Origin of the sequence: Mesorhizobium sp. M0816, assembly GCF_040320005.1 — a bacterium.
Lineage (GTDB): Bacteria > Pseudomonadota > Alphaproteobacteria > Rhizobiales > Rhizobiaceae > Mesorhizobium.
In genome coordinates this window covers 43,768-68,552 of the sequence record NZ_JAMYOT010000029.1, presented here as the reverse complement: position 1 = coordinate 68,552, position 24,785 = coordinate 43,768, and the positions used below count along the sequence as shown (strand labels likewise).

Sequence of the window (24,785 nt, the reverse complement as noted above, 5' to 3'; positions counted from 1 at the left end):
ATACCAAGCCGTCGAAAACTGCTTTCCCGGCCTTCAAAAAAGCCCCATTAACTCACCAACCAGGATTTCGCTTCCCGTGCAAAGCCCTCACAAGGGGAGAAGGAAAGACGCGCTATGGCTCCAGAAATGGCGACTAGCAAAGGCTCCGCGACCGGCCCTAGCTTCGGCATCGCCTTTGGCGGCGGCGGGGCGCGTGGGCTGGCGCATATCCATGTCATCGAGGCGCTGGACGAGCTGGGCATAAGGCCGGCAGCAATCGCCGGCTCGTCGATCGGCGCCATCATGGGCGCCGGCATGGCCTCGGGCATGACCGGCAAGGACATCCACGACTATACGCGCTCGATCCTCGGCCGCCGCGCCGAAGTGGCAACGCGCATGTGGCGGGCGCGGCCCGGCACTTTTGCCGAGGCGATGCAGGGCGGCCTGCGGGTCAGCCAGTTCAATGTCGAGCGCATCCTCAAGGCGTTCCTGCCCGACGCCATTCCCGAGACCTTCGCCGAATTGAAGATACCGCTGAAGGTGACGGCAACGGACTTTTATGGCCACAAGCTCGCCGTGATCGACGAAGGCGAGCTGCATTCGGCACTGGCCGCCTCGGCGGCGATCCCGGCGGTGTTCCGTCCGGTGATGCGCGACGGCAGGCTGCTGATCGACGGCGGCATTTACAATCCCGTGCCGTTCGACCTGATCGAGCTCGACGCCGACATCATCATCGCCGTCGACGTGGTCGGCGCGCCGGCCGAGGCCGGGCGCAAATTCCCGACCTCCGTCGACCTGATGTTCGGCGCCACCCAGCTGATGATGCAGTCGATCATCGCCAGCAAGCTGAACCAGAGCCGGCCCGACATTCTGATCCGGCCGGCCGTCTCGAAATACCGGGTGCTCGATTTCATGAAGGTCGAGGCGCTGATGGCAGAGACGGTGGCGATCAAGGACGAGCTGAAGCGCGAGATCGAGAAGGCGGTCGAGGCCCGGGCCAAAGCCGAAGCCAGCAAGCGCACCAACCGTCTCGGTGGATGACCGTAATCAAGCGTCCGGCGTCAGCGCCCGCTGGACCATGAGCGTATCCTTCGTAAGTGGCGCGGATCAGTTCGCGATTGGCGGCCATCTCAGCCCCACTTCATCTCGCCGGTGGCAACCTTGGAGCCGATGTCGAGCGCGACGCCCATGCCGAGGCCGGGGAAGCGGGCTTCCATGGCGCTCTTCAGCGCGGCAGCGTCCTTGGCCTTGGCCAATTCTTCCTCGAAGGCGACGAGATAGGTTTTGGTGTGCTCGACGCCCGAAAGGTCCGTAGCGGCCTCAGGCGTCATGTGCCCGGGCACGACGATTGCCGGCTTGCGCGCCGCGATCTTTTCGAGATTGGCGAGCCAGGCGGCGCGCAGTTCCCTGGTCGGCGTGTCGGCGGTCCAGACATGCACCCCGGCAAAGATCATCACCCCGCCGAACACCGCATTCAGCGACGGCACGAAGAGATAGCGCCGGTTGGTGAGGCCTTCCGCGGCGACGATCTCGATGGTCTCGCCATCGACGCTGAGCGTCTTGCCGTCGAATGCTTCGGGGATGACGACGTCGGCTAGCGCCTGCGGGCCATTCTCCTTGAGCTGCGGCCCCCAGACGGCGAGCTTCTTTTCGACATTGCCGTTGATGGCGGCCACCGTCTCGGCTGCGGCGATCACCCGTGCCTGCGGGAACGCCTGCTTGATCGGCTTGAGGCCGAAATAATAGTCCGGGTCGGACTGGCTGACATAGATGGTGGTGAGCGTCTTGCCGGTCGCCTTGATCGCCTCGGCCACGGCCCGGCCGTCGGGGTAAGTGAAACCGCCATCGATCAGCACGGCTTCGGCGGCGCCGGAGACCAGCACCGGGGCGCGGAAGAAGCCGTTTTGCCCGGCGGGGAAATGTTTCCAGGAAAGCCCGCCGGCCGCATGGCCAAGCCCGGCGGGAGCAAAGACCGCGGCAGCGCCGGCGGCGAGGGTGGTTTTCATGATGCTTCTCCGTGTGAACATGGATGTCTCCTGGGATCCGGAATTCGGCGGCCTCGATGCCCGCAAGATGGCAAAAGCGGAATGCGTATTGAAGGCCGACAAAATAGACGTAATGTATGCCATTGCCTGACAATGAGACTGCCTCTGCCATGAGCGAAGCATGAACCTGAACCGGCTGGCCTATTTCGTGGCGGTGGTCGATGCCGGCTCGTTCACGCGGGCCGCCGAGCGGCTGGGCATCACCAAGGCGGTGGTCAGCCAGCAGGTGGCGCGGCTGGAGCGCGATGTCGGAACGACGCTGCTGATCCGCACGACGCGGCGCGTCCATCCGACCGAGGCCGGCCGAACGTTCCATGCCCGCTGCCTGCAGGTCCTGCAGCAGGCCGAGGATGCCTTCGACGAGCTTGCGCAGGCCGCCGCCGAGCCGACCGGCACGCTGCGCATCGCCGCGTCCAACGACTACGGCACATCGGCGGTGGTGCCGGTGGTCGCCGCCTTCAGCGCGCGCTATCCCGCCTGCCGGGTGGAGCTGACGCTGGGCGACGAGACGATCGACCTGGTTTCCGGCCACATCGACGTGGCCATCCGCGTCGGCTGGCTGGCCGATTCCAGCCTGCAGGCCCGGCGCATCGGCACCTTCCAACAATTCATGGTGTGCGGCGCCGGCTTTGCAGGCCGGTTCACCGCCGGCGAACCGCAAGACCTCGCCGGGCTGCCCTTCGTCGCCAACATGGCGCTGCGCGAACCGCTGCTATGGCAATTTTCGCGCGGCGATGACGAGCAGCAGGCCGTGCGCATGCAGGCAACGATTTCGATCGACGCAACGCCGGCAGTGCTGGCAGCGGTCCGCGCCGGCGCCGGCCTGTCGGTGCTGCCGGACTTTTTGGTGCGGGACGAACTGGCCGCCGGGCGGCTGGTGCAGATCCTGCCCGAGTGGCGGCTGCCCTCCGGCGGCATCTACACAGTCTACCCCGCCGCCCGCTTCCGCCCGCCCAAGGTGACGAGGTTTGTCGAGATGCTGATCGCGGCCGAGCAGAAGCTGGAGGCAGGCGGCGGGGGCGCTGATGGGCGAAGCTGCGATCTCCCCCCTTGAGGGGGAGATGGCCGGCAGGCCAGAGGGGGTCGGTTCGACCGGGCGCGGCCTGCCTCTTGCGTCGGTGGGGGTTGGCGCATTACGCGAGACGCCCCCCTCTGCCCTGCCGGGCATCTCCCCCTCGAGGGGGGAGATTGGCTCATCACGACTTCCCAGCCGCATACTCCAGCGCCACCACGCCGTTGCCGAATTGCGTGGCCGAGATCAGCTCGAGCGGCAATTGCGCGCCGGGCGGGAACAGCAGCTTGCCCTGGCCGACGGCACCGGGGTAGCTGAGCAGCCTGATGCGGTCGACAAGGCCGTGGCGCAGCAATTCCTGCGCGACGCTGAGGCTGCCATGCACATAGATGTTGCCGCCGCTGCCTTGCTTCAGCCCTCTGACGGCGTCCGGCAATGCGCCCTGCAGCAGCTCGGCCGGCTGCCAGTCGAGCGCCTGCAAGCTGGTCGAGGCGACATATTTCGGCAGCGCATTGAACCGGTCGGCGAAGTCTCCGGTCTCCTTGGGCCACGAGCCGGCAAAAATCTCATAGGTCGTGCGCCCCAACAGCATGGCGCCGCTGTCGGCAAGCTCGTCGTCCTTGAACTTTTGCATCTCATCGTTCCAGGCCACGCTCGGCAGCTTCTCGACCTCGGCAATGCCATCGACGCTGATGAATTCGGTGATGATGAGTTTTCTCATGGCGGGTTCCTTTCTGGCAGGGCCGAATGGCGCGGGCCTTATGCGACATGCGCCGTCAACTAGCGCGGCGCTTTTTCAAGGGGAGGGTTTTCCCTGTTCGCTTCCAAAGACCGATACCGTGGGAAAAGCTTCTCCGACCTGCCCGTCGTTCGGTCATGCCACAAGGTCCGCATCGGGGGCCGGTCTTTTTTCTGTCCCCGATTGGCTCTGGTTCGTAGCTACCGGCTGCCTACAGGTGGGCAATACCGGCTTTCAGCAGTCCTTCGCGGACGTGCTGCACATCAGACTCCTGGGCAAAGTGCAGGGTGGCGATAAATGAATCGAGGTCGAATTGGGGATCGAGCGTTCTGATCTTGCCTAGATGCGCCGCGGCCGCGATTTCGTCGCCGAGCCAGCCGTAGCAGGCAGCGGCGAAAGCGTGCTGAGCCGAGTCCATGGTTGACAGATGCATGAAAGCTTCGATCGCCTCGCCATACTGGCGCGCGGCGAAATGCGCCTTTCCCAGATGGCTCCAGAACCTCTCCGGGTGGTGCGGGTTCAACTGCATTGCCTTGCGAATCCATTCAATTCCCTCTTCCGGCCTCCCGAGCCACGTCAATAACTCGCCTTGCTGCACCACCACGAGGTCGTAATTGGGATTGAGGGCCAGCGCCCGCTCTTGATGGTAGCGCGCAGTGGTCAGCTCATTGTTGTTCACGTTCACTGCCGCGAGAATGCGGTGGACATCGGCATCGTTGTTGTCCAGCGCCAGCGCCCTGTCCAGCGCTGCCATGATGTTGTTCCAGATGGCATCCCTGTCTTCGCACCAGTTATGGACCCAGGCCTGGCCAAGAATGCAGGCCCGCCAGGCATGGGCATGGGCATAATCGGGGTCGAGCGTGACGGCCCTTTCTATCAAGGTTTGCGCGCGTTCATTATCCGCAATCGTGCTTCGGTGATGCAGCACCTTGGCAGCAAGCACACATTCATACGCGGCCATGTTTGCAGGTTTCGCCCGCGCGAGCTGGTCCCGCTGAGCCGCCTCGACGCGACCGGGCAGCGTGGCTGCGATCGCCGCGGTCACCTCATCCTGAATCGCGAATATGTCGTCCAGCTTCCGGTCATATTTGTCTGCCCAAATATGAGCGTCGTTCGCCGTGTCGATGAGCTGAACCGTCACGCGCACCCTGTCGCCGATCTTGCGGACGCTTCCCTCCACCAGATATTGGACGGTGAGTTTCTCGGCCACCTCGCGCACATTCACGGCGCGGTTCTTGTAGACGAAGCTGGAATTGCGCGAGATGACGAACAGCTCATGGTGGCGGGACAGTTCGGTGATGATGTCCTCGGTCAGTCCGTCCGCGAAAAATTCCTGCTCGGGGTCGCCGCTCATGTTGGTGAATGGCAGCACCACTATCGAAGGTTTCGAGATGGATCGCTTTGCCTCGACTTCCGGCAGGGCAGGACTGTCAAACCCGATGCGATAGAGGCGAACCGGGCGGCTGATGTTCTTTAACGTCTTCTCGCCCAGGTCCTCCATGGCAATTTCGAGACGGTCGGCAATTTGGGTCGCCACCGCTGCGGTCACGCAGATGCCGCCGACGTCGGCGAGTTGCTCGATGCGCGAGGCAATATTGACGCCGTCGCCGAAAATGTCGTCATCGTCGAAAATGATGTCGCCGAGATTTATGCCGATCCTGAATTCGATACGCCGTTCTTGCGGCACATCCGAATTGCGCCGTTTCATGCGCTGTTGGATTTCCACGGCGCATTTCACGGCATCGGTCACGCTCTGGAACTCAACGAGCATGCCGTCTCCGGTGGTCTTGATGATCCGGCCCTTGTTCTTCGCGATGGCGGGATCGACCAGTTCTATGCGATGGGTCCGAAGGCGTGCGAGCGTGCCGGATTCGTCGGCCTCCATTAGCCGACTGTAGCCCGCCATATCGGCAGCCAGAATTGCGGCTAGTCTCTGTTCCATCGCTGAACCACAAACCAAGCTTATCCTTCCAGAGCTGCCAAATCCAGCAATTTGGGCTTGTGGCTGAATCAAGAAGTCTTCCTACCGCAACAGCAAGAAAGGGCGGATCAGAACCTTCCGCCTTGTGGCTGCGAACTCGATCGCATCAATCGCGGGAGGGATCCGCGCGGCGTCAAGCTCGTCAAGGCGATATATTTCGGCAGCGCGTTGAATTCGGTCGGCGAAGTCTCCGGTTTCCTTGGGCCACGAGCCGGCAAAGATCTCATAGGTCGTGCGCCCCAAAAGCATGGCGCCGCTGTCGGTAAGCTCGTCGTCCTCGAATTTTTGCGTTTCATCATTCCAGGTCACGCCCGGCAGCTTCTCGACCTCGGCGATGCCATCGACGCTGATGAATTCGGTGACGATGAGTTTTCTCATGGGGTTCTCCTTTGTCAGAGGACGGATTGTGCTGGTCTTTTGCGACACGCTTCGTGAAATTGGCGCGGTGCTTTGTTGTTTTTAGAGATATCAGATGCGAGCGTCGACCTGATGTTCGCGCCAATTGATGACGCAGTCGAATCACCGCCAGCAAGCTGCAGCAGAGCCGGCCCCACATCCTGGTGCGCTCGGACGGGGTCGAAACACCACGTGCTCGATTTCATGAAGATCGAGGCGCTGATGAGCGAGGCGGCGGCTATCAAGGACGAGTTGAAGCGGGAGGTGGAGAAGGTGGTGGAGGCAAGGGGCGATAAGAGTTTGGCCCCTTGGGCTGCAGCTAGAGCCAAGGGATTTTTGCTCTCGCGTGATAGGGTCAATTCCGAAGTCCACAGCCTTCCGCGACCCGGCTAGAAATCTTAGCCAGTGAGACGGTTCGCATAGTTGTAGATAGTGTGTTTAAGTAGTCTTCAGAAATTCAGCTATCTCGATTTCTTTGGCTTTTGGAAATATCCAGCCGCCAAGTGTTCCATTCCATCTGCCTCCCATTTTCTTCAGTTCTTCTTTGATAGATTTTGTGTCTCCTTTCACTATAAAGGATTTTATTACGCCATCCTTCTCATAGTCCTCTATGAAGACGCGGCCTTTCTTAATGATTTTATTTAGCTCGACCGCCTTTTGTGCTACCGCTTTTACCGACGGTTTATTAGCCGGCGCTCCTGATATAAGATGCTCAATGTTTATTGAAATCTGGCGGAAAAGCTTTTCACGAAAATCGGTTATATTTTCATAGGATCCAGTTAGTCCCATTTTCTGCATCTTTTCTTCAAATTGGCGTAGAGATCGATACTGATCCAGATCCAACTTCTTCGCGTCAACCGGCTTTGAAGAAAAGTATAGCATTAACGGTTTTCCGTTCTTAATAAACCATTCGATCTCTTCTACCGTCCCGCTCTCACTGACGCCTGTAGGTGAGCCAATACGAGTCCAAAAAACTCCGATTAGCATGTCGCAACCGCGTACGACCTGTTCGTTGATTATCGCCTGAGGTCTGCCACCCATCATTGGAGCTGAGTGGGTTTCCCACTTAATAGGGAGAAGGACCACCTTCTTCGCGTCGGCATTTATGTGGTTCCATTCGGCGATCACCTCAGGAATTGCGCGGCGCTCATCTTCAACATCACCAGGGCTGGCGACGAGGATTTTATATACTTGAGCTTCAAAAGGCATCTTGAATTCTCCCCCATTTCTGTTTTTCGCCGCATCAATTTATCGATGATAATGGACTCTAGAAGATATTAGTAGTATATATGCGTATGTCATCTATTACGCAAAATATGCAGACGCGTGTCGAGTTCAAGCTGCATTTAGGAGTTGCTGCAACGTCGACGCCTCGCCATCGCTAATTCGAAGAATGACTTGCGGTGGGTGAAATCCTCTGCGGATCAGTCGAAGCTTTTCGATCGAGATCGGACGCCCGCGCTGCATATCCGCCAAAACCAATCCGATAGCCTCCGGAGCGCCGTCGAAGTAGATGTCGAACGATTCACGGTCTAAGCCGGCCAGATCGCCGCCTTTGGTCCACACCTCTTCTGGAAGACCACGAATAATCCTCTTTACGGTAGCTGATCCAATAACCGCACCAACCGGCCTCGTCGCGTAAATCCACAGCCGAGTACCGATGCTTATCAGAGGGATTCGTCGACGTAGCTCAATCGTCTTCTGGCCGGATAGAATCGCTTCAGCGAATTTGGGGCGAATCGAGATGATTGCTTCATTTGATTTTGCCACCGGGCCACCCGCAAGTGAGAATGAAAGTTATCTGCTCACTTGAAAGCGAGACGGCTGATACAAGGTTCGCACCACCAACGGCATCGAGCTTCTTCAACGTCTCGAAGCCCACAGGGCTTGGAAACGCCATGAGATTGTCGAATGTGGTCAGGAGCACGTCATCGGTTGCTGAAAAGCTCTCGACGCTATCGATCACCAATCGTTTGTCCGATTTGGAATTCAACTGGGATTTCGCAATAAGAATCGAATTGACGATTCGCGCGACAGCCACGGCAGCACCACGCCCATTACCCTTCCGCTTCGATTCGTAAAAGACGATTGGCATGCCAGCGCGCATCTGCCTCACAGTGCGGGGCGCATTGATGTAGCCGCGCGTAGAAAGAAAGGCCGCGTCACGGTTAGCGACGAATCCGAGGGTAGCCTGAACGGCGGTTCCTAACAGTTCATCAGCATAGGCGCGAGTGATCGGAACAATCACGCCACCGCAGCCTGGCCAAACGAATATCGTCGGACCTAACAGGTCTTCCAAAGCTGCTGCGCTAATCCACTTGGATGCTCCCGTGCGCGCCCGGATTTTGATTTCGCCGTTAGACAACGTCGATGCTGTGTCGGGAAGGACTAAACCTGTTCGACGTCGAACCTGTTGAGTCACCGTGGACCACGTATCCGCTGTGAGTGGTCTGCCCACAGCAATCTTGGAAAAGGTCGATGCATTGGCGGTTCGTTGAAAGCCGCGAGCGGTGGCCAGCTTGTTGACAATCGACTGGCCTGACAAATGGACCAATTCGACGGTCACAGGTGCGCTTTCACAAGAGTCACGAATGAGCGTGTCTAGAAGGTAGTCCGCAAAGAGTTCAGCGCCTTGGTGCTCATGTCGAACTTGCACGAACATCCGCGCAATAGGTTCAATACCTCTCGGAAGAAGGACAACTCCCGCGCCGACAACCCGATCGTCGCATCGGATCGCCCAACGCCGCACGCAAGCTGATGGTGATTGAGGATCGGCGAATTCCGAGGCGAGGGTACTTGGGGCCTTCACTTCTAAGAGATAGGCCGACAGTTGCGAAGCATTGATGGAGCCGGGCTCAAACCCTTCGCCACGAACCGACATCGAATTCGAAGTGAGAGGTTCTGGTGGGAGAAGGTCCAGGACCTCCTCAACCGTAGCTATGTCGATTCCGAACGTGGCTAGTAGTTCATTCCGCGCGTTCAAGATTGGGCCATCGCGAATGATGAATGCCGAAGCCCGCGAAATCATGGCGTGCGCGACGTGATTGGCATCACTTCTAGCTTGGTCGGTTCCCACGCCCTTTGACTTAGGCTTTTCGAACACGGTATCGTAGATGCGCGCTGCCAGGGTCTCTAGTTCCGACGCATCGGGCTTAGGCAAACGAGGGAGTTGAAGCGCCATCTGAAGGACGGGATCCGCTGAAGTGCTGTTTGACGTTTTCCGAAGTTCAGCAACGAATTCATCTGCAACGGCAAGGCGGATCGTGTGACCAAGGGCTTCGCCAAAAAGTCGGCGAGCATGATCCGACTGGTGGCGTTGCCTCACAAGGTCGAAGTACACATTCAAGTCAAAGGCGAAGACCGGCACTTCACCGGGGCCACGCCGTCGAACGCCAAGATCGATGCCTGTTCCGGATTGAGCCGACGCGAGCGTAAAAAGATTGTCTGTTTCGAGCTGGCGCGAATGAATGATGATAGTTCGGCCGCGTGCCAAGCCGCCGGAGCGCTCGCGAACCCGTTCGAACCCGTTTTTCGCGTAGAAGGCCAGCGCTGCGGGCAGATTCGAGGCCACATCAGCGCGGAGAGACAGAAAGCCAAGTCGCTCAAGCTCTGAAACAAACGCCTTCATCAAAGCGGACGCCGCGCCATTCTTCCGAAAGGCTGGGACCGCAGCAATCTGTTGAATCTTGGCGTTTGGGAACACTCCGCCATGAAGGAGATATCCTGCGAAGGTTCGGACACCGCTGTCTTCGACCAACGCGGCGATCAATCGTTGTCGCCCAATAGCCTCTTCGAAAGCCCTCCCTGGAAGGAAGCCAAGCGCGTCCTTTTCGGAGTCGGCCAATGCTTGAATCGCCGATAGAAGTGGCGTCAGCGCTTTCGCATCGTGTTTGATGACGAATTGAAAGTGGCTCACCGTTCAATTCCGAGTTCAGCCGCCTTGTGGGCTCCTGTCGCGACGTAAAAAGTGTTTTCAGCGGAAGACTGTTGGGAGTTTAGATGCCGCGTCCCCGCGCCATATTCGAAGAAAGCGGCGACAATGTTTTGCATCTCGAACCTTGTCCGCGAATCATATCTTGCGCGTAGCCGCGCACCCCGCTCAAGTCATCACATTGATGACCAATACGAAAGATGTAATTGTTAGTATTTAAGTAACGTTTCGCCTGCGACATTGGCGCTAAGCGGGTGCCATGAAAAGGCAGCGCTGCGCACCTGATCAGAGATTAGGGTGGCCGTCCCCCCCGCATCATCCCTCTTGCCTTACCTGAATTCTCATCCTAATCTCCCTCTGAGAAAACCTTTTCCCAAATCGCCCCGCACCCGCTGACCTCACCCCTCAGCACCCCGCGGGCCGGTAAGAGAAAAGCTTTTCTCAAATGGGAGGATCGATATCCAGATCATGGCGTCCGATGCGCAGCCAACGCCTGTTTCCGCCAAGCAGCCCGTCACCCTCCGCGAGGTGGCCGCGCTCGCTGGCGTCAGCGTTGCCACCGCCTCGAAGGCGCTGAACGGGCAGGGGCGGATGACGGCCGAGACGCGGACGCGTATTCGCGAGACGGCGCAGCGGCTTGGCTTTCGCCCGAACAGCCTGGCGCAGAGCCTGTTGCGGCGGCGCTCCTTTACCGTCGGCCTTTTGACCAACGACACCTATGGCCGGTTTTCGCTGCCGCTGATGGCCGGCGTTTCCGATGCGCTGGTCGATGCCGGCGTCTCGGTGTTCCTGTGCAATGTCGAGGACGACCCGCGCCTTGCCCAGCTGCATGTCGATGCCATGCTCGACAAGCGCGTCGACGGCATCATCGCCACCGGCAAGCGCATCGACCGCCATCTGCCGGTCGATCTCGCCAATCTCGGCATTCCGGCGATCTATGCCTTTACCCAGCCCGATCCCGGCGCCATCGCTTTTGTGTCTGATGATGCCGGCGGGGCGCGGCTGGCGGTCGAGCACTTTTGCCGGCTCGGGCGGCGGCGCATCGCCCATGTCAGCGGTCCCGCGAGCTTTGCCGTGGTGCATGCGCGGGCCGAGGCCTATCGCGCGGTGCTGGCCGAGAACGGCCTGCCGGTCATGGAGCCGCTGCTCGGCCCGTGGTCGGAAGCCTGGGGGCATGAGGCGGTCAAGAAGCTGTTCGACGGCGAGGGGTTCGACGGCACGCGCGAAAAGCCCGATGCCGTCTTCTGCGGCAACGACCAGATCGCGCGCGGCGTCATCGATGCCTTGCGCGAGCGCGGCATCGGCGTGCCGGACGAGGTCGGCGTCATCGGCTTCGACAATTGGCAGATCGTCGCCGAGGCGACACGCCCGCCGCTCACCTCGGTCGACATGAACCTTTCAGCACTTGGCCGCGAGGCCGGCCTTGCCCTGCTTTCGCTCGTCGGCGGCGAACCCGCTTTGCCGGGCATCAGAAAACTGCCGTGCCGGCTGGTGGTGCGTCAGTCATGCGGCCGTCCGCCGGACGGCTGAACGAAACGGGCCGTGTCGATAGTCACCCGCTTGGGGGCGCGGCTAAATTAAAACGCTAAATTAAAACCATGTGGAGGAGAAGCATGAGAACCACCATTACCGGGCTCGCCATCGCCGCGAGCATATTGGGCACGCTGGCAACAGTCGGCTCGGCCGCCGCCGACACCGCCAACATCTGGGTGCGCGCCGACGGCTCGAACTTCATGCCGCGCGTCGTCGATGCCTTCAACAAGGGGCATCAGAACCAGATCAAGCTGGACATCATCCCCAACGCCGAAATCATTCCGAAATACGGCGCCGCCGCTGCCGGCGGCACGGCGCCCGATGCGCTGTCGCTCGACCTGATCTACACGCCGTCCTTCGCCGCCGCCGGCCAGCTGGAAGACATCACCGACTGGGCGAAATCGCTGCCCTATTTCGCCAGCCTGTCGCCGGCGCATGTCAAGACCGGCACCTATAAGGGCCGCATCTACGGGCTGCCGTTCTCGGCCGATAGTTCCGTGCTGATCTGGAACAAGAAGCTGTTCAAGCAGGCCGGCCTCGACCCGGAAAAGGGCCCGACCAACTGGGCCGAAATCGAAGCCGACGCCGAAAAGGTCAATGCGCTCGGCGGCGACATCAAGGGCTTCTACTTCTCCGGCAATTGCGGCGGCTGCAACATCTTCACCTTCACGCCGTTGATCTGGGCCTCGGGCGGCGATATCCTCACCGAGGACGGCTCCAAGGCGACGCTGGACACGCCGCAGATGCGCGGTGCCATCGACCTCTACCGTTCGATGGTCAAGAAGGACCTGGTGCCTTCAGGCGCGCAGACCGACACCGGCTCCAACTTCTTTGCCGCCTTCGCCACCGGCAATATCGGCATCTCGCCGTCCGGCGCCTTCGCCATCGGCGCGTTGAACACGCAATATCCCGACATCGACTACGGCATCACCTTCCTGCCGGGCAAGGATGGCGGCTGGTCGTCGTTTGCCGGCGGCGATAATTTCGTCGTCACCAAGGGCACCACCAAGGTCGCGGTGGTCAAGGAGTTCCTCGATTTCGCCTATTCGCTCGAAGGCCAGACCATTCTGGCGAAATACGGCAGCCTGCCGGTGCGCGGCGACATCGCCAATGAGGCGCTGAAAGACCTCGACCCGCGCTACAAGGTCGCTGCTGAAGCTATGGCCAAGGGCCGCACGCCCTATTCGGTGGTGTTCAATGACCTGATCAACTCGGCCAACGGTCCGTGGAACCAGATGATGAACGAGGTCTTCTTCGGTGAAGACGTCGACGGCGCCATCGCCAATGCGCAGGAGACCATGCAGTCGATCATCGATTCGGCGCCGCAGAAGTAGCGCCGGCGCCCACCTCCCCCTCGAGGGGAGGTCGGACCGAAGGTCCGGGTGGGGTCGTTGCGGCAGTGCTCGACGTTTCTGTCGGCGCACTTCGCAGAGGACCCACCCCCGCAGCCCCTTAACCTCCCCCTTGAGGGGAGGTCGGACCGCAGGTCCGGGTGGGGTCATCGCGGCAGTGCTCGACGCTCTTTTGATGTCGGCGCGCTTCGCGGAGGACCCCACCCCCGGCCTTCGACCGGACCCTCCCCTCAAGGGGGAGGGGGACGTAGCGCTAACGGAAGACCACGGCATGACCACCATCACAGCAATCTCCGCGCCAGCGCGCGCATACAAACTCGTCGGCGCCGGCCGCCGGCAGTGGATCGGCCTGCTCTATGTCGCGCCCGCCGTTGCCCTTGTCGTCGTCTTCTTCATCGTGCCGCTTTGCATGACCGCCTGGATGTCGCTGCACAACTGGCCGCTGATGGGCGCGCATAGCTTTATCGGCCTCGACAATTACTGGGCGATCCTGCGCGACACCCGCTTCTGGAACGCGCTGAAGTTCACCGGCTACTACACGGTGGTGGTCACGATCGCGATCTTCGCCGTCGCCTTTCCGCTGGCGCTGTTCATCGAAAGGCCGCGGCAACTGACCGGCTTCTACCGCACGTCCTTCTTCATGCCGGCGGTTATCGGCTTCGCCTCGGCCAGCCTTTTGTGGTCGTGGCTGCTCAATGTCGATTCCGGACTGTTCAGCCCGGCCGCCTTCGAGCTCGGCCTGACCGAGAAGAAATTCAACCTGCTGGCGACCTTCCAGCCGGCCTTCTGGTCGATCATCGCCATGGTCGTGTGGAAGGTGGCGGGCTTCACCATGATCATCCTGATGACCGGCCTGCAGTCGATCCCGCCGGATCTGCAGGAGGCGGCGATGATCGACGGGGCAGGGCCATTCGCGCGGTTCCGGGCGATTACCTTGCCTTTGATGCGCCGCACGCTGGCGCTGGCGCTGATCCTGTCGGTCGCCGGCTCGATCCTCGCCTTCGACCAGTTCTACATCATCCTGCGCGGCGGCCCGCGCAATCAGACGCTGACCGCCGTCTACTGGATCTTCAACCAGTCCTTCGTGTCGTTCAAGCTCGGCTATGGCGCAGCACTTTCGATGGTCCTGCTGGTCATCCTGGTGGCGCTCAGCCTGATCCAGCTGCGGCTGCTGCGCAATCCGGAAGGGGTCGACTGATGGCGCAGGCAAGGAGCCGCAAACGCCGCATCGGCATGCAGATTGCCGAGCACTCGACCGGCATCATCGCGTCGATACTGTTCCTGGCGCCGATCGCCTGGACGGTGCTTTCGGCCTTCAAGCCGGCGCAGGAGGCGCGTCAGCCGCCGCTGCCGCCCTGGCCGACCAGCGGCATCTCGCTCGAGAACTACGCCACGCTCAACACCTTCGGCGACGGCCTCTGGCTGCCGGCGCAAAACAGCATCTACGTCTCGGTCATGACCGTGGTGCTGTCGGTGATCGTCAGCGTGCTCGCCGGCTACGGTTTCTCGCGCTTCCGCTTTCCGCTGAAGAACCTGCTCTTCGTCGTCATCCTGTCGACGATCATGATCCCGTTCCAGTCGATCCTGACGCCGATCTTCCTGGTGCTGACAAAAATTGGCCTGCACAACACGCTGACCGGGCTGGTCTGCGTCTACGTCACGCTGCAGCTGCCGTTCTCGATCTTCATGATGCGCAACGCCTTCGATGCGGTGCCGCGCGAGATCGAGGAGGCCGCGCGCATGGACGGCGCCAACAACGTCACCATGCTGCTCAGAGTGATGCTGCCGCTGGTCTGGCCGGGAATCGTCACCATCGCGCTGTTCGCCTTCCTCGGCGCCTGGAACGAGTTTTTGGCGGCGCTGGTGCTGATGACCGACCAGTCCAAATTCACGCTGCCGATCATGATGACCGCACTGCAGTCCGGCCGCTTCGGCGCGATCGACTGGGGCGCCGTGCAGGCCGGCGTCACCGTGATGATGGTGCCGTGCCTGGTGCTCTTCCTGCTGCTGCAGCGCTTCTACATCCGCGGCCTGATGGCAGGGGCCGTGAAGTGACCAATCGAACCGAACCGGAGTAAATTGATGACCGCATCGCAATCCGCCAGTCAGGGCGCCAAGCCGAAACTCGCCTTCCGCCCGCTGCCCGTGCCGCAGGTCGATGTGCGCGGCTTCTGGGGCGACCGCGTCGATGCCGTCGCCTCGAAGACCGCCGGCATCCTCTATGACCGCTGCGTCGAGGCGCGCATGCTCGAGCAGATCGATCCGGACCGGCCATCCCCGGGCGTCGTCATTCCGTTCCACTCACCTTCACCGGACGAGGCGGCGACCGCCGGCAACGAGTTCACCGGATCGACGGTGACGACGCAGATGTTCTGGGACTCCGATTGGGGCAAGACCATCGAGACCGCCGCCTATTCGCTCTACCGCCGCCGCAACGACGAGCTGGAGACGAAGATCGATGCCGTCATCGACATGTATGGCAAGCTGCAGCAGCCCGACGGCTATCTGTCGAGCTGGTACCAGCGCATCCAGCCCGGCCTGCGCTGGACCAATCTGCGCGATTGCCACGAGCTCTATTGCGCCGGCCACCTGATCGAAGGCGCGGTCGCCTATTACCAGGCCACGGGAAAACGCAAGCTGCTCGACATCATGTGCCGCTATGTCGATCACATCGCCGAGACGTTCGGTCCCGAGCCCGGCAAGAAGAAGGGCTATTGCGGCCATGAGGAGATCGAGCTGGCGCTGGTCAAGCTGGCACGGGTGACGGGCGAGCGCAAATACATGGAGCTTGCCAGATATTTCATCGATCAGCGCGGACAGCAGCCGCATTATTTCGACGAGGAGGCGCGCGCCCGCGGCGCCGACCCCAAGGCCTATCATTTCAAAACCTACGAATACAACCAGTCGCACAAGCCGGTGCGCGAGCAGGACAAGGTCGTCGGCCATGCGGTGCGGGCGATGTATCTCTATTCGGGGATGGCCGACATCGCCACCGAATATGGCGACGACACGCTGCGGGTGGCGCTCGACCGGCTGTGGGACGACCTCATGACCAAGAACCTCTACGTCACCGGCGGCCTCGGGCCGTCGTCGCACAATGAGGGTTTCACCGCCGACTACGACCTGCCCAACGACACCGCCTATGCCGAGACCTGTGCTTCGGTCGGCCTCGTGTTCTGGGCTAGCCGCATGCTCGGCATGGGCCCCAATGCGCGCTACGCCGACATTATGGAGCGGGCGCTCTACAACGGCTCGATCTCCGGCCTGTCGCTCGACGGCTCGCTGTTCTTCTACGAAAATCCGCTCGAAAGCCGCGGCGCCCACCACCGCTGGAAATGGCATCGCTGCCCGTGCTGCCCGCCCAATGTCGGGCGCATGGTCGCCTCGATCGGCAGCTATTTCTATGGCCTGTCGGACGACGCACTCGCCGTCCATCTCTATGGAAACGGCACGGCTCGTTTCGATATCGCGGGCCGGCAAATAGAGCTCTCCCAGACCAGTAACTATCCATGGGACGGCGCGGTCTCGATCTCTGTCGAACCGGAAGCTCCGACCGAGTTCACTTTGCACCTGCGCTTGCCGGCCTGGTGCCGCAAGGCAGCGCTCAAGGTCAACGGCGCCGATGTCGATCTGGCTGCCATCAGCAGCGACGGCTATGCCGCGATCCGCCGCGAATGGCGCAAGGGCGACCGGGTCGAGCTCGACCTCGAAATGGCCGTCGACCGCCTCTACGCCAATCCGCAGGTGCGGCAGGATATCGGCCGTGTCGCACTGGCGCGCGGCCCGCTGATCTATTGCGTCGAGGAGACCGACAATTCCAGCCAGCTGCACCGCATCGCTCTGCCGCGCACGGCCGACATCGAGGCGCATCAGCAGCCGAACCTTCTGGGCGGCGTCGTGACACTTTCGGCGATTGCCAAAAAGGAGGCTTTCGAAAACTGGGAAGAGGGGCTCTACCGCACCGAACCGCCGGCGGTCGAGGACGCGAAAATCACCGCCGTGCCGTATTTCGCCTGGGACAACCGCGACCCCGGCGAGATGCTGGTCTGGCTCAGGGACGAATGAAGCCCGATCGCAGCGCCCGACCGATCTCCTCGGCCACAAGTTCCTGCAACTGCCAGAGATTGCGGTCGCGGATGCCGCAGGCGTCGAGATGGCGAATGGTCTCGAACAGATATTCGGCGCCCGAACCCCAATGGCCGACGGCCGTGGCCAGGGTCGCCGCTATCGCTCGCTTTTCGAGCTTGCCGGCATAGCGCGGATTGGCGGGATCGACAACGAAACCAAGCGCTTGGCCCGTGCCGTCGCCCGTCCTGACCTGCAGCCAGCGCGGCACGTTGACGGCCGGCAGGATGGTCATCTCACGTCGCAGCAACGTTTCGAGATTGGCCCCCACTGGCTCGGCGATCTCGAATACCATGCCCTGACACTGGCCGCCGCGGTCGAGGGCCATCATCAGGCCGGGCTGCTCGATGGTGCCCCTGAAGCGCTGCACCGTAAAACAGAACGAACGATGCCAGCCCGTCGCCACGGCCCGTTCGCCACCCCTGACCTCGCCGGCCGGCTTCCACAGCAGCGAGCCATAGGCGAACAGCTTCACCGGCCCGCCCGGCGCGCCGGCCAGCACCTCGTCGCGAATGCGCGCGTAATCGGCATCGGTCATGTAGACCATGCCCGGCGTCGGCCCGGCATCCTCGACCGCACGCAAGGTGCGGGCGACCAGCGCCTCGGTCAGCGCCATCGGTGTCTTGCGCGGCGAACGCCGTGATGCGGCGGAAATGACCTTGCTCATCCTCATGCTCTCAGCCTTGCCGCCATGTTGCCGAAGGCTGGAGGATTCTCAAGGGCCGAGTACACCGGCGCGGATCAGCATCCGAACTGTCATGTACAACAGCTTGACTGGATTCGACGAAATACCCAGCGGGCTTAAGCGCGTCGACTGAACCCATTTCAGCGCGACGCGCTTCAGTGCGGAGGCTGATCTGGCCGGCCGCCACCGCCGTCAAGCAGCCGGTCGAATGTTCTGGTTCACCCGGAAGAGGTTGTTTGGGTCGTATTTCTTCTTCAGCGTAGCCAGGCGCTCATAGTTGTCGCCATAAGCCGCCTTGAGCCTTGCATCGCCCTCGTCATCCATCATGAAGTTCAGGTAGGCGCCGCCCAGATCGAACGGATGCACGGCCTCCCAGTAGGCCTTGGTCCAGCGCGTCACCGGCCCCGCTTTCTGTGGGTCCGGATCGATCCCGGCGATGACCATCGACCAGGTCGCATCACGGTAATTCCAGGGTGTCTCGTCTTTGCCGACGCGATGGACCGCACCATCGATCGGGTAGAGGTGCATGAGCGATAGCTCGCTCGGCGTCTTCGCCGCCTGCGCGAGATGGGCGTCGATCGCCTCGTCGGACAGCGTCTTGACGAAATCGCCCCGCCAGTACCACTGCATTCCCTTCGGGTAGAGCCCATCGAACATGCTCTGCACCGCGGGATAGGGCATCGTTCCCATCCAGTTGAACCAGGGCGCGGGCAGCGCATCGAGCAGCGGGGCCAGCGCCTCTCTGCCCTTTTCCTCCGGGCCGTTGTAGCAGCACATCAGCAGACACATCCGCTTTCCCCAAAACTCTTCCGGGAAGGGTGCGCTCGAGAGGACGGTCTTGAGCCCGAGAAAGATCCCGAGTTCTTCGGGCGCGTTCGGCAGGAACTCGCGATAATGCTGCATGATGGTGCGGGCGTGGCGCTGATCCCATGCGATCGGCCCCGCAAAGACCATGCTGACCTGGTGGAGCTTGAACACAAAGCTGGTGACGATGCCGAAATTGCCGCCGCCGCCGCGAAGCGCCCAGAACAGGTTGGGGTTCCGCTCCTTGCTGGCGGTGACGAAGCTTCCATCGGCAAGCACGACATCGGCCTCGATCAGATTATCGATGGTCAGGCCATATTTGCGCGTCAGATAGCCATGGCCGCCGCTCAGCGTCAGTCCGGCGACCCCGGTGGTCGAGATGATGCCCGCCGGTACGGCCAGGCCAAAGGCATGGGTGGCATGGTCGAGGTCGCCCTGAGTACAGCCCGGGCCTACCCGCGCCGTGCGGGCATCCGGATCGACGCGCACGCCGTTCATCGCCGACAGGTCGATCACCAGACCGTCGTCGCAGCTCCCCAATCCTGGTCCGTTATGGCCGCCGCCACGTACCGCAACCAGCAAATTGTTGTCGCGGCCGAAATTCACCGCTGTGATTACGTCGGCGACGTCGACACAGCGGGCGATGATCAGCGGCCGCTTGTCGATCATGCCGTTGTAGAGCTTGCGGGCCTCGTCATAGCGGGCGTCGCCGGCGCGGATGACTTCGCCTCGCAGGCTTGCTGCGAATTTGGTGATGTCTTCATCGTTCATGACATTCCTCCCTGTTATTGGACCTGTCGGCCGGCCGATGAAACGCTAATCCCGTCCGCTGTTCCCGCAAATGTCACATCGTCCATTTCTGTTGCCCGATCGTTCAGAGTAGGATTAGACCGGATGGATAGTTGCTCGGGCGGCCATATTGCCGGATAGTTCGAGATGCCTGGCGGAAAAACTCGTTGTCAAAGGGAGTAGCCGATCGTTTCCGGAGGTGTAGTGCATGGATGTCCTTTCCGATGTGCTCCGAGCCGTTCGCCTCACCGGTGCGATCTATTTCGACGTCGACGCCAGCTCTCCCTGGGTTGGCGAGTCGCCGGGCACGGCCGACATTGCCGCCGCCGTCATGCCGGAGGCAGAGCACATCATTTCTTTTCATGCCGTGATGTCGGGCTCGTGCTGGGCCGCGCTGGGAGACGATTCGGTGCCGCCGGTGCTCGTGAACGCCGGTGATGTCGTTGTCTTCCCCGGTGGTGTTCCGAACGTGTTGAGCTCCTCGCCGGGGGCGCGGGGCGAACCCAATATGGCGATGTATTATCGGCCGATAGACGAGAGCCTGCCGTTCGCGGTGATCCATGGTGGCGGGGGAGACGAGCGGACCCGGTTCATTTGCGGGTATCTTGGCTGCGATGCACGTCCCTTCAATCCTCTCCTGGCCGCATTGCCGGCCATCCTGTGTGCCCGCAAGCCCGCCGATGGAAGCAGCTGGGTTATCGACCTTTTTCGGCTGGCGCTGGCTGAAGGTGGCAGTGGGCGGGCGGGCTGTGAGACGATCCTCGCCAAGCTGAGCGAGCTGATGTTTGTCGAGATCATCCGCCGCCATCTCGAGACCCTCCCCGACGATTCGCGCGGCTGGCTGTCAGGCCTACGGGATCCACATGTCGGCGAGGCGCTCCGGCTCATCCACGCTCGCCCCAGGGAGGAATGGACATTGGACCGGCTCGCCCGCGAAGTAGGGCTCTCGCGCACGGCGTTTGCGAGCCGCTTTACCCACTATGTCGAGGTCTCCCCCATGCACTATCTTGCTCGCTGGCGTCTGCAACTGGCAGGACGCTTGCTCGAACGCCCCGAAATGAGCATCGCGCAAGCGGGTGCCGAGGTCGGCTACGAGTCGGAAGCCGCCTTCAATCGCGCCTTCAAAAAGTTCGTCGGCATTCCACCTGGCACCTGGCGAAAGGGACGGTCGGCGTTGCTCGAGGCTCAGAGATTGCCCGCTGGCGTCGTGCAATAGGAAAGAACTGGCAGGGCGTTGACGCTTCAGTCTGCGTGCAGCGCCCCAATGCTCGAAAGCCCCTGGCACAAAGCGGTAGACGATGACCGGCCGCCGCGACGCTTTCGGCGAGGCGTGTCAGACTTCGCGCCTCAATCCTTCGCGCGCTCGACATAGGCGCCATCGGCCGTCATCACCACCACGCGGGTGCCGGCGCTGATGTGTGGCGGCACCAGGGTACGCACGCCGTTGGACAGCGTTGCCGGCTTGTAGGACGACGACGCCGTCTGGCCCTTGGTCACCGGCTCGGTCTCGACCACCTCGAAAGTGGCGCGCTGCGGCAGTACCAGCGAGATGGCGATGTTGTTGTATTGCGAGATCTGCACGGGCATGCCTTCCACCAGATAAGGCGCCATGTCGGCGACCACGCTTTCCGGTACCGCAACCTGATCGTAAGTTTCCGGATTCATGAAGTGAAAGCCTTCGCCGTCACGGTAGAGGAAAGTGTGCTCGCGCTCCTCGACATAGGCGCGCTCGACCTGCTCGGTGGTGCGGTAACGCTCGGAAACCTTTACCCCGTCGGAGATACGCCGCATGTCGAGCTGGGTGACCGGCGTACCCTTGCCAGGATGAATGTTTTCGGCAAAGAGGATCACATAAAGCTTGCCGTCCTTTTCGACGACGTTGCCTTTGCGTAAGGAGCTGGCGATGACCTTCACGGGTTTCCATCCTAATAAAATTTGTTGGCGCAAATCGGCTGGAGAGGCCGTTGCGTGCGGCCTAGCGCATCTTGGCCGCAATCGCCAGCCCTCTGTGCAATTCCCCTGAAGCCGATGACCGCCGCCTCGCCGTGGTGGACGCCGCATGTCCACGCCGACCGCCGGCCGCGGCTGATCCTGCGCAATGCCATTGCCGCCGGGATGCGCGACTGGTTCGCCCGCCGCGACTTCGTCGAGGTGGAGACATCGGCCCTGCAGGTCTCGCCCGGCAATGAAGCGCACCTGTCGGCCTTTGCCACCGAGGCGATCGGGCCGGACGGGCAGCGCCAGCCGCTCTACCTCCACACGTCGCCGGAATTCGCCTGCAAGAAGCTGCTTGCCGCCGGCGAGGAGCGCATCTTCAGCCTCGGGGCTGTCTGGCGCAACCGCGAGCGCGGCCCCTTGCACCATCCTGAGTTCACCATGCTCGAATGGTACCGCGTCGGCGAGACCTATGAGAGCCTGATGCGCGATTGCGCCGAGCTCGTAGCGCTGGCGGCCGAACGGGCCGGAGCGAAGCGTTTTAGCTTCCGCGGCCGCGAGGCCGACCCGTTCGCCGAGCCGGAACGGTTGAGCGTCGCCGAAGCCTTCATGCGCCATGCCGGCATCGATCTGCTGGCGACGGTTGCAGCCGACGGCAGCACCGACCGCGCGGGGTTGCATGCCGCCCTGGTCCAGGCCGGATTGCGGACCGCGCCCGACGACAATTGGGCCGACCTGTTCAGCCGGGTGATGGTCGAAAAAATCGAGCCGGCGCTGGGGCAGGGACGCCCCACCATCCTTTTCGGATATCCGATCTCGGAGGCGGCATTGGCCCGGCCGAGCGCCGACGATCCGCGCACCGCCGAGCGTTTCGAGCTTTATTGCTGCGGCGTCGAGCTCGCCAACGCCTTCGGCGAGTTGACCGACCCGGCCGAGCAGCGCCGGCGCTTTGCCGTCGAGATGGACGAGAAGCAGCGCGTCTATGGCGAACGCTACCCGATCGACGAGGACTTCCTCGCCGCGCTCGCCATCATGCCGCAGGCGAGCGGCGCCGCGCTCGGCTTCGACCGGCTGGTGATGCTCGCCACCGGTGCGCTCAGGATCGACGACGTGATCTGGACGCCGGTGGCCGCTTCCTGAGGGATTGTCGATCTCGCTCGCCGTTCATCCGCCTGCGGCCTGCGGTTCTGTTTCGGCGCTTGATGCACCCGGTTTGCCCGCTTCTCCCATTGCAGAAGCGGCATCGGGACAATAGATGGTGCAGCAGCGGCTGCCCTTCAGCCGGCCGGAAATAACAGGATCATGCGCATGACCGATACGCTCGACGCAGCGAAACTGACCGATCGCGTCGCGGCCCTGGTCGAGGCTGCCAAACGGGCCGGCGCCGATGCCGCCGATGCCGTTGCGGTACGCGGCCGCTCGACCGGCGTGTCGGTGCGGCTTGGCAAGGTCGAAGGCACAGAGGCGTCCGAGAGCGAGGACGTCTCGCTGCGCGTCTTCGTCGGCAAGCGGGTAGCGAGCGTTTCGGCAACGGCGGCATCCGACCCCAATATGCTGGCCGAGCGCGCGGTCGCCATGGCCAAGGTATCCCCCGAGGATCCCTATCAGGGCCTCGCCGACCCGGCCTTGCTGGTCAAGAAACCGCGCGACCTCGATCTGTTCGATGCCACCGAGGTGTCGGCGGACCAGTTGAAGGAAGCAGCGCTTGCCGCCGAAGCGGCGGCGCTTGCCGTCAAGGGCGTCACCAATTCGGCCGGCAGTGGCGCCAGTGCCGGGCTCGGCGGCCTGGTGCTCGCCACCTCGCACGGCTTCGTCGGCCATTACGTCGCCTCGCGTTTTTCACGCTCGACCAGCGTGATCGCCGGCGAGGGCACCGGCATGGAGCGCGACTACGAATTCTCCTCGCGCCAGCATTTTTCCGATCTCGACGCGCCGGAAGACATCGGCCGCAAGGCCGGTGAGCGCGCCGTACGCCGCATTGGCGCGCGCAAGGCGGCGACCGGGCCTGTCGACGTGGTGTTCGATCCGCGTGTGGCGCGCGGCATTGCCGGCCACCTTGCCGGTGCCATCAATGGCGCCGCGGTCGCGCGCAAGACCAGCTTTCTCCGCGACATGATGGGCAAGAAGGTGGCTTCGGCCGCAATCACCGTCACCGACGAGCCGCTCCGGCGCCGTGGACAGGCCTCGCGCCCGTTCGACGGCGAAGGCGTCGAGGGCGAAAAACTGTTCATGGTCGACAAGGGCGTGCTCAACCACTGGTTCCTGTCGACTTCGGCGGCTCGGGAACTCGGCCTCGTCACCAATGGGCGCGGCTCGCGCAGCGGCTCGTCGGTCTCGCCGTCGTCGACCAATCTCGCCATCGAGCCCGGGGAAAATACGCCGGAAGAGCTGATCAAGTCGCTCAAGACCGGCTTCTACGTCACCGAAGTGTTCGGCCAGGGCGTCGACATGGTGACGGGCGAATATAGCCGCGGCGCTTCCGGCTTCTGGATCGAAAATGGCGAGCTGGCCTATCCCGTCGCCGAGGTGACCGTCGCCTCCAATCTGAAGACGATGTTCCTCAACATGGTTCCGGCGAGCGATCTCGACCGCAATTTCGGCACTGCCGCGCCCACGCTTTTGATCGAAGGAATGACCCTTGCCGGAGCTTGACCCGGCCGTCTCGGCCGGCGCTACTGAAGACCTGCAGCTGTTGCGCGATGCCGCCCGCGAGGCGGGGCTCATCGCCATGCAGTACTTCAACAACAATCCGCAGGTGTGGATGAAGGGCGGCACCTCGCCGGTCAGCGAAGCCGATCACGCCGCCGACAAATATCTGCGCGAGACCTTGCTGGCGGCCCGGCCGGATTATGGCTGGCTGTCGGAGGAAACCGTCGACGACCCGGTAAGGCTCGTCGCGCGCCGCACCTTTGTCGTCGATCCGATCGACGGCACGCGCGGCTTCCTCGAAGGGCTGCCCACATGGTGCGTCAGTGTCGCTGTGGTCGAGAACGGCCGAACGCTTGCCGGCGTGCTCGACTGCCCGGCGAAGGGCGAAATCTATTGGGCGCTGCCGGGCGAGGGCGCGTTCCTGAATGGCAGGCGCATCAGCGTGCGTCCGCCGTCGGAAACGGCCGAAATCGCCGGACCGCAGGCGATGATCGACCTGATGCCGGCGAAATGGCACAAACGGCTGAAGCGCGTGCTCTATATTCCTTCGCTCGCCTACCGGCTGGCGATGATCGCCGGCGGCCAGCTCGATGCCACCTTCGTCAAGGCCAACGCGCATGACTGGGACATCGCCGCGGCCGATCTCATCCTGCGCGAGGCAGGCGGCGCCTTGCTCGATCGGCATGGCCGCGCGCCGCTCTATGCCGGCGAAGTGATCCGTCACGGACCGCTCGCCGCCGGCAGCGGCGAACTCCTCGCCGTGCTCGCCGGCGTCATCGCCGGCCTGGACAATTGACCACTATCAATAGTTCCAAAGTCGGCGGCTTTGG

At 62.2% G+C, this 24,785-nt stretch carries 23 protein-coding genes; 13 read left to right on the top strand and 10 right to left on the bottom strand.

The window, feature by feature from the left end:
- Positions 1-126 precede the first annotated feature (126 nt).
- On the top strand, positions 127-1,020 hold the full coding sequence (locus NKI17_RS30235) for a patatin-like phospholipase family protein (protein ID WP_352907180.1): 894 nt from the start codon (positions 127-129) through the stop codon (positions 1,018-1,020).
- Positions 1,021-1,109: 89 nt separating this feature from the next.
- On the opposite strand, the gene NKI17_RS30230 is transcribed toward NKI17_RS30235, so the two are convergent.
- Positions 1,110-2,006, bottom strand: a complete 897-nt coding sequence (locus tag NKI17_RS30230) for an MBL fold metallo-hydrolase (protein ID WP_352636567.1) — start codon at positions 2,004-2,006, stop codon at positions 1,110-1,112.
- Between NKI17_RS30230 and NKI17_RS30225 the strand changes: the two genes are divergently transcribed.
- Together NKI17_RS30225 and NKI17_RS30220 are read left to right on the top strand one after the other, a co-directional pair.
- The gene (locus tag NKI17_RS30225) at positions 1,984-2,115 is read left to right on the top strand and encodes a hypothetical protein (RefSeq protein ID WP_023674354.1); all 132 of its coding nucleotides are present in this window, start codon (positions 1,984-1,986) and stop codon (positions 2,113-2,115) included. The two genes, NKI17_RS30230 and NKI17_RS30225, sit on opposite strands and share 23 nt — an antisense overlap.
- Before the next feature lie 30 nt (positions 2,116-2,145).
- On the top strand, positions 2,146-3,078 hold the full coding sequence (locus NKI17_RS30220; protein ID WP_352907179.1) for a LysR family transcriptional regulator: 933 nt from the start codon (positions 2,146-2,148) through the stop codon (positions 3,076-3,078).
- 142 nt (positions 3,079-3,220) lie between these two features.
- Here NKI17_RS30220 and NKI17_RS30215 read toward each other — a convergent pair whose 3' ends face one another.
- The 3 genes from NKI17_RS30215 to NKI17_RS30205 all read right to left on the bottom strand — a co-directional run bounded on the left by NKI17_RS30215 (position 3,221) and on the right by NKI17_RS30205 (position 6,134).
- Entirely contained in the window at positions 3,221-3,757 is a 537-nt protein-coding gene (locus NKI17_RS30215) for a dihydrofolate reductase family protein (RefSeq protein ID WP_023674355.1), read from the bottom strand.
- A gap of 229 nt (positions 3,758-3,986) precedes the next feature.
- The gene (locus tag NKI17_RS30210) at positions 3,987-5,717 is read right to left on the bottom strand and encodes an adenylate/guanylate cyclase domain-containing protein (protein WP_352907182.1); all 1,731 of its coding nucleotides are present in this window, start codon (positions 5,715-5,717) and stop codon (positions 3,987-3,989) included.
- 81 nt (positions 5,718-5,798) lie between these two features.
- The gene (locus NKI17_RS30205; RefSeq protein WP_352907178.1) at positions 5,799-6,134 is read right to left on the bottom strand and encodes a dihydrofolate reductase family protein; all 336 of its coding nucleotides are present in this window, start codon (positions 6,132-6,134) and stop codon (positions 5,799-5,801) included.
- A gap of 210 nt (positions 6,135-6,344) precedes the next feature.
- Here NKI17_RS30205 and NKI17_RS30200 point away from each other — a divergent pair, with 210 nt between their 5' ends.
- A complete protein-coding gene (locus NKI17_RS30200) occupies positions 6,345-6,545 on the top strand; it encodes a hypothetical protein (RefSeq protein WP_352796346.1) in 201 nt (66 codons plus the stop codon).
- 45 nt (positions 6,546-6,590) lie between these two features.
- Here the strand turns inward: NKI17_RS30200 and NKI17_RS30195 are convergent, their stop codons facing one another.
- The 3 genes from NKI17_RS30195 to NKI17_RS30185 all read right to left on the bottom strand — a co-directional run bounded on the left by NKI17_RS30195 (position 6,591) and on the right by NKI17_RS30185 (position 10,068).
- Positions 6,591-7,361 (bottom strand): DUF4062 domain-containing protein, encoded by a 771-nt coding sequence (locus NKI17_RS30195; protein WP_352796344.1) that lies wholly within the window; start codon positions 7,359-7,361, stop codon positions 6,591-6,593.
- A 126-nt stretch (positions 7,362-7,487) separates the two neighbouring features.
- Positions 7,488-7,922, bottom strand: coding sequence for an ASCH domain-containing protein (locus NKI17_RS30190; RefSeq protein ID WP_352796342.1), 435 nt, complete (start codon positions 7,920-7,922; stop codon positions 7,488-7,490).
- Positions 7,906-10,068 carry a GNAT family N-acetyltransferase gene (locus tag NKI17_RS30185; protein WP_352907177.1) on the bottom strand — a complete coding sequence of 721 codons (2,163 nt, stop codon included), beginning with the start codon at positions 10,066-10,068 and terminating at the stop codon, positions 7,906-7,908. Before NKI17_RS30185 ends, NKI17_RS30190 begins: the two co-directional genes overlap by 17 nt.
- Positions 10,069-10,551: 483 nt before the next feature.
- Between NKI17_RS30185 and NKI17_RS30180 the strand changes: the two genes are divergently transcribed.
- The 5 genes from NKI17_RS30180 to NKI17_RS30160 all read left to right on the top strand — a co-directional run bounded on the left by NKI17_RS30180 (position 10,552) and on the right by NKI17_RS30160 (position 17,033).
- Complete coding sequence (locus NKI17_RS30180; protein ID WP_352907176.1) at positions 10,552-11,613, top strand: LacI family DNA-binding transcriptional regulator; 1,062 nt, start codon at positions 10,552-10,554, stop codon at positions 11,611-11,613.
- Positions 11,614-11,696: 83 nt separating this feature from the next.
- Complete coding sequence (locus tag NKI17_RS30175; protein ID WP_352907175.1) at positions 11,697-12,950, top strand: ABC transporter substrate-binding protein; 1,254 nt, start codon at positions 11,697-11,699, stop codon at positions 12,948-12,950.
- Positions 12,951-13,239: 289 nt separating this feature from the next.
- Positions 13,240-14,166, top strand: a complete 927-nt coding sequence (locus tag NKI17_RS30170) for a carbohydrate ABC transporter permease (RefSeq protein ID WP_023674365.1) — start codon at positions 13,240-13,242, stop codon at positions 14,164-14,166.
- Positions 14,166-15,023 (top strand): carbohydrate ABC transporter permease, encoded by an 858-nt coding sequence (locus NKI17_RS30165; protein ID WP_254817449.1) that lies wholly within the window; start codon positions 14,166-14,168, stop codon positions 15,021-15,023. The genes NKI17_RS30170 and NKI17_RS30165 overlap by 1 nt, the downstream gene beginning before the upstream one ends.
- A gap of 27 nt (positions 15,024-15,050) precedes the next feature.
- A complete protein-coding gene (locus tag NKI17_RS30160; protein WP_352907174.1) occupies positions 15,051-17,033 on the top strand; it encodes a glycoside hydrolase family 127 protein in 1,983 nt (660 codons plus the stop codon).
- Here the strand turns inward: NKI17_RS30160 and NKI17_RS30155 are convergent.
- Together NKI17_RS30155 and NKI17_RS30150 are read right to left on the bottom strand one after the other, a co-directional pair.
- A complete protein-coding gene (locus NKI17_RS30155; protein ID WP_023674368.1) occupies positions 17,020-17,760 on the bottom strand; it encodes a gamma-glutamylcyclotransferase in 741 nt (246 codons plus the stop codon). The two genes, NKI17_RS30160 and NKI17_RS30155, sit on opposite strands and share 14 nt — an antisense overlap.
- A gap of 210 nt (positions 17,761-17,970) precedes the next feature.
- Entirely contained in the window at positions 17,971-19,353 is a 1,383-nt protein-coding gene (locus NKI17_RS30150) for an FAD-binding oxidoreductase (protein ID WP_352624184.1), read from the bottom strand.
- A 226-nt stretch (positions 19,354-19,579) separates the two neighbouring features.
- Between NKI17_RS30150 and NKI17_RS30145 the strand changes: the two genes are divergently transcribed.
- Positions 19,580-20,587 (top strand): AraC family transcriptional regulator, encoded by a 1,008-nt coding sequence (locus NKI17_RS30145; protein WP_023674373.1) that lies wholly within the window; start codon positions 19,580-19,582, stop codon positions 20,585-20,587.
- A gap of 131 nt (positions 20,588-20,718) precedes the next feature.
- On the opposite strand, the gene efp is transcribed toward NKI17_RS30145, so the two are convergent.
- Positions 20,719-21,285 carry an elongation factor P gene (gene efp / locus NKI17_RS30140; protein WP_352907173.1) on the bottom strand — a complete coding sequence of 189 codons (567 nt, stop codon included), beginning with the start codon at positions 21,283-21,285 and terminating at the stop codon, positions 20,719-20,721.
- 114 nt (positions 21,286-21,399) lie between these two features.
- Between efp and epmA the strand changes: the two genes are divergently transcribed.
- The 3 genes from epmA to NKI17_RS30125 all read left to right on the top strand — a co-directional run bounded on the left by epmA (position 21,400) and on the right by NKI17_RS30125 (position 24,751).
- Positions 21,400-22,446: an EF-P lysine aminoacylase EpmA gene (epmA, locus tag NKI17_RS30135; RefSeq protein WP_352624186.1), complete on the top strand. Its 1,047-nt coding sequence runs from the start codon at positions 21,400-21,402 to the stop codon at positions 22,444-22,446.
- A 168-nt stretch (positions 22,447-22,614) separates the two neighbouring features.
- Positions 22,615-23,958, top strand: coding sequence for a TldD/PmbA family protein (locus NKI17_RS30130; protein ID WP_352907172.1), 1,344 nt, complete (start codon positions 22,615-22,617; stop codon positions 23,956-23,958).
- Positions 23,945-24,751: a 3'(2'),5'-bisphosphate nucleotidase CysQ gene (locus tag NKI17_RS30125; protein WP_352636583.1), complete on the top strand. Its 807-nt coding sequence runs from the start codon at positions 23,945-23,947 to the stop codon at positions 24,749-24,751. The genes NKI17_RS30130 and NKI17_RS30125 overlap by 14 nt, the downstream gene beginning before the upstream one ends.
- Positions 24,752-24,785 lie beyond the last annotated feature (34 nt).